We start from the raw sequence: 4,336 nt of genomic DNA, 5'->3' as shown, positions 1-4,336 counted from the left end.
GCTCAAGCTGTCAAAGTTGAAATGTTGAGTATACACGAGAAAACAGGAGAAAACATTACTTTATAGTGGGAGGGAGCGATCAAGTCCAAAGTCAGCTATACGTATGATACGCACGGCAACCTGCTTACGACGACCCTGTATGACGACAATGACAAGACAACGGTCATTACCAATGAATACAAGCAGGATGCGCCGTATCATTCAGGCTTCTTAACCAAACGGAAGGTCAAGGTTTATGATGCGGACAACAAGGAAAGCGAATGGAGCCAGTCAGCCGACTATGAGACGAGTACCGGACGGGTCACACGTCAAACGGATGGAAATGGCTATCAAACCGCCTACACGTATGATGTATTAGGCCGCTTAACCGAAGCGAGCTTCCCGAACAGCAGCAGTCAGAAGTGGGCCTATGACGACACCGCTAATACATTAACTCATACGGATGAAACGAATGTGAGGTACCGCACGGCATGGGACCCGCTGGGCTGGAAGCTGTCCGAAGGCATCGTTGCGCCTGAGGGAAGCGAGGCTCGAGGGACGCTTTCCTATGCGTATGACAGCTACGGACGGTTGCTTGAGGCCAGTGATGAGCTGAAGCACAAGACGACCTACACGTATGACGGATGGGGCAGGCTCTTGGAAACCAAGGGAGCCGTAAACTCCAAAGTAACCACCGAGTACGACGATATCGCGAACACTGAAATCGTAACCGACGGAGAAGAAAATAAAATCAGGACAACCTTCGATTCGGAAAAGCGACCTGTGAAAAAAGAATACCAGGTGAAAGGCACAAACGCCTATCAGCCGCTGGAGCAGTTGACGTATAACCAGGCTGGTCAGGTTGTGGCAGCAGCGGATGGGAAGGGCCAATGGACGGCCTATACGTATGACGTATTGGGCAGACTCAGCCAGGTGCTGGACCCGGTTGCCAAAGACCAAGGCAAAACCTTCACAACCGCCTATACGTATAGCTTGGCAGGGCAACTGACCAAGGTGACCTACGCGGACGGCAACAGCGTTCAAAAAGGGTACGACAATCTGGGCAGACTGATGAAGAAGACAGATGCCCAAGGCGCCGAGGAGTTGTTCGACTATGACGACAACCATCAATTAATTAAACATACGAACAGAAATGGGATCAAGACGACCTATACGTATGACAAGCTCAATCGGTTGCTTACTCAACAAACACCGCAAGAAGAAATTAAATTTACGTATGATTTAGCGGGTCGCAAAACGTCGATGTCGGACAAAATCGGAGATACCACCTTTGCGTACGATACCGTCACAGGGTTGTTGAGTAAAAAAATCTTTCCGGACGACAAGGAGATTTCGTATACGTACACGGGCAAGCTGGGACAGCTAGAGAGCGTGACAGGTCCGTTCAAGACGGTCAGCAGCTATGGGTACGATGCGGAAAATCGTCTGCAAGGGGTAGGACCGAAGCTTAACGATTGGGAGGAAACGTATGACAGTTACTTGAAGAATAATCTGCTGGAGAAGAGCACCCTGCGTAATGGGATCGTCAAAACGTATGGCTATGAGCGTGGAAACGTCACAAGCATTCAGCACAAGAAAGCCAATCAAACAGCGAATAGTTTTGAGTATACGTATGATCTGAACCGGAATATCCAAAGCAAAAAGGATAACGGAGCCCCGTTCAGCTTTAGCTATGATAAACTTGATCGAATTTTGACGTCGAGCCAGAACAATGAAACGTATACGTACGATAGTCGGGGAAATCGGCGAACCTTGCAATCGAATGCACCGGCAAATTTAAATGGGAGCAGCTTCACCTACGATGACCGGAATCGACTGACGGCCGTGACACTGGACAATGGAAAACAGGTGACGTACCGGTATACAGGAGACGGGTTATTGTATGAGCGGACGGAAAACGGAGCAACAACCCGTTATTATTATGACGGTATGAATCTGGCCGCAGAAGGGACCGTGACCAATGGAACGGTGTCGGCCAAAGCCAGTTATGTGTGGGGGAAAGGATTAGTAGCCCGGGTAGACGCCAATGGGAATAAGGCGTACTATTTGCATAATGGACATGGCGATGTAGTGGGGTTAACGGATGAGAACGGGAGTCCGCTCAATACGTACACGTATGATATTTGGGGTAATCCATTAACGNCGTACTATTTGCATAATGGACATGGCGATGTAGTGGGGTTAACGGATGAGAACGGGAGTCCGCTCAATACGTACACGTATGATATTTGGGGTAATCCATTAACGACGCAGGAAACGGTCAGTCAACCATTTCGGTATAGCGGCGAATTCTGGGATAGCAGCACGGGACTGCAGTATTTGCGGGCGCGGTGGTATGACCCGGGTATGGGGCGGTTTATTAATGAGGATACGTATGAAGGGGATATAAACAATCCGCTGACGTTGAATTTGTATACCTACGTGAATAATAATCCCCTGATGTTTGTTGACCCGACAGGACATGAGGGAGAACCTGTTTTTGGGAGTACGGCTTTTGGGACAGCTACACATAAAATTATCCAACAAAAATTTCAACAGCAATTTGGGATGGCTGCCAGTATAGATGTATATGTTCCTAATTATAAAGGACTTAGATATGGATTTGCTGATATGGTATTAAAAGTAGGAGAGACTAAAGAGGTTTATGAAGCGAAGCCAATCACATATAAGCCCGGTAATCCAAGTAATTTTGCGGGTAAGTTTCAGCTTCAAGGTTACATTGATGGTTTTAATAAAGAAAAGCCCGAATCTGCTGAACACGGATCAACATGGAATCCGGACAGAGTTATTTTAAACCACCCTTATAGTAAAGAAAAAGAAATCATTTTATATACTTATGAAACTGATCCTGGAATGATATACTATGCTGAAAGAAAAAAACCGAAAACAGAGGAAGCAAGTCCAGATCAGGTTACTGTTACTGCTGGGGAACCTGCCTCAGATATTTATGTGCCTCATATAAATGATCCAGCCTACTTAGATAACTTATTTAGAGGAAAAACTGGTAGCAAAGTTCCAGGAAGCAGGGTGCCGCTGCCTAGAATCGTCTTACCATGAAGGAGATGAAGTAGATGAAAAATATGATCATTAATGTCTTTAAAGATACTTTCAATGAAAATGGTTTTAAATATGACGTGAAACCACATCATTTGGCCTGGAGATTTGTGAGAAATGTAAATGGAGTAAACCAGTATGTAACCTTTTCAAAAAACCCAATGGATTCTTCCGAAGTGAGGTTTGAACTGTCAACATCGTTAAATACAGATGATATTGTATACAGTAGTTTTTTTGTAGATTCCACTAGTTCTGAAATACAGGAGTATTGGAGATTTGAAGATGAAAAAAGTCTTCATTCTGCACTAATAGACATGAAAAAATTGTTTTTGGTCAAGGGAATAGGCTATTTGGAAGTTATATCCGTACCTGATTTATTGCCTCAGAAGTCACATGAAAAACAACTGATTGATACGTATCAAGATTGTATATTAAGTTTAATGAAGGAATATGAAATAGATTTCGTTAACCCACATTCGCTTGATTTATTGGAGGAGTTAATATTAAAACGCAAAGATGAAGTCTCTGTGGACTGGGATTTTATTGTAAGGGTGTCTGCTTTTTTAGGAGAAAAAATGATCAACAACCTCCAAGGTGAGTGGGCATGGGAAGAAAGAAGGCAAAAAGCGATGGTTTTCAACTTAGGGAATAAACCTCATTTGAAGTTTTTTCCCTTGTCCACAGTTTCAAAGTTTTGGGGAAATCCCAGTAGAAAAGAATACAGCCTTAAATATATGTTTGCTCAGTACAAGCTTTTTGCCACGGTTTAAACATTTAGTATATCAATTAGCTGTGTGAACTACGGGCTTGTAATGTATAGAGCCAGTAACTTCTCTAGAAATAGACAAAGTTGAAACCACAACCTGACTAACCCTCGCGTTGTGGTGTTCTTTTTCCAGCGGCTTTGGGCGGGCTTTCTCAAAATGAAGGCCCCCCATTATCGAATAAATGACTCATTAACCCAATAATAATCGTGACCCTCGTAAGCTCCGTACCAAAAATTCCCCAAACAAAATGAATCATATTGTTCCTACAGTATACCCAAATAGTTAAAGACTGAACGAATCCATTCCTAACCAATTGCTAGGTTCCATCGCTGTATTTTTCCCATTTTATTGAGTTGGACTTACGTTATTTTTCAAAGCAAAAAAAAGATAAAGTAACTTGCAATAAAATACCCTTTAGCAGCGATATTGTATATGTAGCTTGTAATTAACTCAACTTTCGCAGCTTGAAATCGGCAAATAAGCCTTGATGTAGCTGGGCAAACCGGCGATCCACT

Annotated in this window: 2 protein-coding genes; both read left to right on the top strand. The window is 43.6% G+C overall.

The window, feature by feature from the left end; translation table 11 throughout:
- The first annotated feature begins 78 nt into the window (after window positions 1–78).
- Entirely contained in the window at window positions 79–3,057 is a 2,979-nt protein-coding gene (locus tag AC6ROY_RS25195; protein ID WP_500103310.1) for an RHS repeat-associated core domain-containing protein, read from the top strand.
- Between the two features lie 14 nt (window positions 3,058–3,071).
- Window positions 3,072–3,824: a hypothetical protein gene (locus AC6ROY_RS25190; RefSeq protein ID WP_500103309.1), complete on the top strand. Its 753-nt coding sequence runs from the start codon at window positions 3,072–3,074 to the stop codon at window positions 3,822–3,824.
- The last annotated feature ends 512 nt before the right edge of the window (window positions 3,825–4,336 follow it).

The sequence above is a fragment of the Paenibacillus sp. sg306046 genome (genome assembly GCF_059821225.1).
The sequence above is the reverse complement of the archived record's forward strand: the minus strand, read 5'-3'. Positions and strand labels throughout refer to the sequence as shown.

Coding starts and splice junctions, on each gene's coding strand:
- AC6ROY_RS25190 (WP_500103309.1), top strand. CDS start 3,072: ATGAAAAATATGATCATTAATGTCTTTAAAGATACTTTCAATGAAAAT.